The sequence below is a fragment of the Sphingomonas sp. STIS6.2 genome, from assembly GCF_000732685.2.
Classification (GTDB): Bacteria; Pseudomonadota; Alphaproteobacteria; order Sphingomonadales; family Sphingomonadaceae; genus Sphingomonas; species Sphingomonas aerolata.
This window is the reverse complement of record NZ_JPDP02000120.1, coordinates 1-3,308: the sequence shown is the minus strand read 5'-3', so window position 1 is coordinate 3,308 and position 3,308 is coordinate 1. Positions and strand designations below refer to the sequence as shown.

Here is a 3,308-nt window from a genome sequence, read left to right as displayed (position 1 = left end):
CGGCTTCGCTAAGTTTCCTAACGCCACAAAAGCGTATTGGTTCTGCAGCACACTTGTTGCCGCTAGCAGCCGTTATCGGGACGGTAACGGCTGCTAAATGCCTATGCCGTAGGCCTTGGCCATGTTTGCATCCCTCTCGACCCGCATAGCGGTCATTAGCCTGATCGTCGTTCTGGCGCTCGCATCGCTGGCAGGCTTGCTGGCTGATGCATCAAACCAGACCAGCCACAGCTTTGGTTGGGTCACGCATTCGGCTGAGATTATAGAAACCGCCGAGGAAGCGCTTGGTGATCTGCGCGATGCGGAGTCAGGGCAACGTGGCTTCGTTCTTACCCGCAATCCGGCATACGCACGATCCTTTGCGGAACGGATTGCCAGCTCAACACGCCAGATCGAGCGCGTAGTAGCGCTGACGGTCGACAATCCGCTCCAGCACCGACGCGCACGTGAGATCAGCAAACTGATAGCCGATCGCGGCGTAAGCTTACGTCAGCCGCTGGATCTGGGTCGCGGGGGTAATTTCGCTGCAGCCACAGCGGTAATTGCAAGTGGTCGGGGACGCGAACTGACCGACGCCATTACTGTGCGTGCGCAGGCTTTCCTGGAGGAAGAGCGGGCCCTTCAGACAACCCGGGCCGAGGCAGCTAACCGGCGACTGGCAAAGGGCAAGTGGCTAGCTTTGATCGGAGCCTCGGTGGTGGCGATGCTGGTTGCGATCAGCTTCGCACTGCTAGTCCGCGGCATCCGTCGGCCACTTGGCACTATCATGCAGGCCATGACCGAACTCGGCCAGGGCGAGAAAGCGCGTATCGACACGGCGATGGGGTCAGCCGAGTTTTCGCAGTTGGCGCAGGGCTATAATGTGATGGCAGAGAAGCTGGAGCACGCGCTAGCGGAGCAGGCGAGTAGTGAGCGGCATCTGCAGATCGCCAACGCCGAACTGCATACAAACAGTCGAATTCTGCAAGAACGTAGCGAGGTGATCGAGTTGCTCGGTGGCATGGCCCACCGCATGCAGGCGGCACGAACCGATGACGAACTGGCTCAGATCATCCGGGTTTTCGTACCCCGTGTGCTACCCAGGCTCCCTGGCGCGCTGTATGCGCACAATAATTCTCGCAACCTGTTGGTGTCGGTCGCTGACTGGGGAGGGCTAGAAGTCTCCTCGGACGGCTTCGCGCCAGACCAGTGTTGGGCGCTGCGACGGGGTCAAAGCCACTGTGTGACAGCACCAGGGGGTGACATCGTCTGCGGCCATGCAGGAGCGCAGGAGATATACCACTGTGAGCCATTGCTAGCGGGTGGCGAGGTAATTGGCGTTCTCTACCTGCAAGGCCGCATTGATGCAGAGAGCCGCTTTCCTCTGACGGTCCTTGCCGAGAATATCTCGTCGGCGTTGGTCAATCATCGGCTCCAGCGGAGCCTGCGCGAGCAGACGATCCGCGATCCGCTGACCGGCTTGTTCAACCGCCGCTATATGGAGGAAGCACTCGCCCTGGAGATCGCCCGGGCCAGCCGCTCTGGCGTACCTCTCAGCCTGGTCATGTGTGACATCGACCATTTCAAGCGCTTTAACGACGAGTTCGGCCATGATGCCGGCGATGCAGTACTGCAGGCGGTATCTGCGGAGATGCGTAGTCGTTTCCGCGACGGTGACGTGGTCTGCCGTTACGGCGGCGAAGAGTTCACCATCATTGCCCCTGGGACGAGCGCTGAGGCTCTCATGAGCCGAGTGGACACTGTTCGCCAGGCGATTAGCGAGCTCAACGTCCACAGGAATGGCACTACCCTAGGTTCTACAAGCATGTCGTTTGGCATCGCTACCTGGACGAACGCCATGGCTCGCGATGGTTCAACCTTGATGCAGGCGGCAGACGGTGCACTTTACCAAGCCAAGCGTGACGGCCGCAACCGGGCGCTGATCAGCCGTCTTGCTGCCTGATTATCCGCGGTGCACCCGCGTGTTAGTATGAACTAAATCTGCACCGCTCCTCAATCAGCGTAAAGACTTGAAATCATTAATAGCTGCCGGATAGCTCTAATCTCGGCATTGATGCTTGCCTGCATCATCTCTGTCGTTAAAAGCATGTCCTGCCTATAATCTGTCCAGTCATTGGATTTCAGACCAATCCAGCGATTGGTATAACGAGAAAAGGTATCACCCAGCTCTATACAATAAATTTTCATTGCTTTCGCCACGACTTTGCTCGACGCAGGAGCGTGTTGAATAACTAGATTGAATATCTGGATATGCTTGAAGATTCGATAGCGCGAAAAGTGATTACAGAGCCGAAACCGCTTCACTTCAAAGAGGCCGATTGCCTGAACTCGGTTATCTCTCACAATTGCCCGGGCACGATTCATCATTTCACCTGCGCGGGCGACATAGGTCTCTGCCTCCATGCCGAGAGCCGCGCGTGCCGATGCAGGACCGAAAAGAGGCGGTTTTCCGGCGATCACTTCGCCCTTTACGGCCATTGGCACAAAAGTTTTCCAAGTTTGTCCGGTTGATCCAAGCTTACTGAGTTCGTCATGCGGCTACTTCGCTCCGGACAGCATCACGTGCCGCGAGCATCATGTGACCTGAGAGCAGTCCATAAGCCAGCGTCCAGGCGGATTCGACTTCGTCGTCGAACTCTGGCCAAGCCCATGTCGAAGAGTATCGATCAGTGCTGTGCCGACCGCGCCATAATGCTCCTCATGGACACCATAGCCGACATGCCGAACAGCCAGGGCACCGGCTACAGGAAGCACGTCCTCGATCCTATCCAACCCATCGACGACTAAAGCGAGTGTCTGGAACAGCTTGCGCCCTTGCGAGCTCATGTCGCCACGAAAAAGCAGACGAGTGTCAGGCGCCAGATCGAAGAGGCGTTCGTAAAAGAAGGACGCCGCTTGGGCAGTGATAGGCAGAACCTGTGCAAAGCTGTCCTGCACCAGTGCAATCTGTCGCGCGGGTACCATGCCCCCTAATGCAGTCTAATGCCTCACCGGCGAGTTAACGCCACCGCGATGGGGAAAAGTGCTAGCTCGTATAACACTCCACCGCATAAACAGCCGGGCTAGGAGAAGAATGTAGCACTGTCGCGTATATGCTAAGTTTCGGACGTCTCGAATGTCCCCGCTTTTGCGACAACGGCATGAAAAGAAGGCAGGAGATAAACGGGCGGCATAGGCTCGACCGGGATGAAGGGATCATTCGCCACGAGCGATGCGCAGAACTGATAGTTTATAGGCGGAACGATATTTGGAACGTTGCGCTCAGCGATGCGCTCGAGTCACTTACCATTTACGTTCGGAGACATCGT

3 protein-coding genes are annotated in these 3,308 nt (G+C 57.0%); 1 reads left to right on the top strand and 2 read right to left on the bottom strand.

Features of this window, described 5'->3' with window-relative positions; genetic code table 11:
• The first annotated feature begins 121 nt into the window (after positions 1-121).
• Positions 122-1,942: a diguanylate cyclase gene (locus tag sphst_RS13720; RefSeq protein ID WP_031394090.1), complete on the top strand. Its 1,821-nt coding sequence runs from the start codon at positions 122-124 to the stop codon at positions 1,940-1,942.
• A gap of 50 nt (positions 1,943-1,992) precedes the next feature.
• Here the strand turns inward: sphst_RS13720 and sphst_RS13715 are convergent, their stop codons facing one another.
• Together sphst_RS13715 and sphst_RS13710 are read right to left on the bottom strand one after the other, a co-directional pair.
• Complete coding sequence (locus tag sphst_RS13715; protein WP_159043637.1) at positions 1,993-2,484, bottom strand: hypothetical protein; 492 nt, start codon at positions 2,482-2,484, stop codon at positions 1,993-1,995.
• 90 nt (positions 2,485-2,574) lie between these two features.
• On the bottom strand, positions 2,575-2,937 hold the full coding sequence (locus sphst_RS13710) for a globin domain-containing protein (protein ID WP_199848980.1): 363 nt from the start codon (positions 2,935-2,937) through the stop codon (positions 2,575-2,577).
• Positions 2,938-3,308: the final 371 nt, after the last annotated feature.

Bases quoted from the DNA above. Each gene is read 5' to 3' on its own strand.
- sphst_RS13720 (WP_031394090.1), top strand. From the start codon at position 122: ATGTTTGCATCCCTCTCGACCCGCATAGCGGTCATTAGCCTGATCGTC.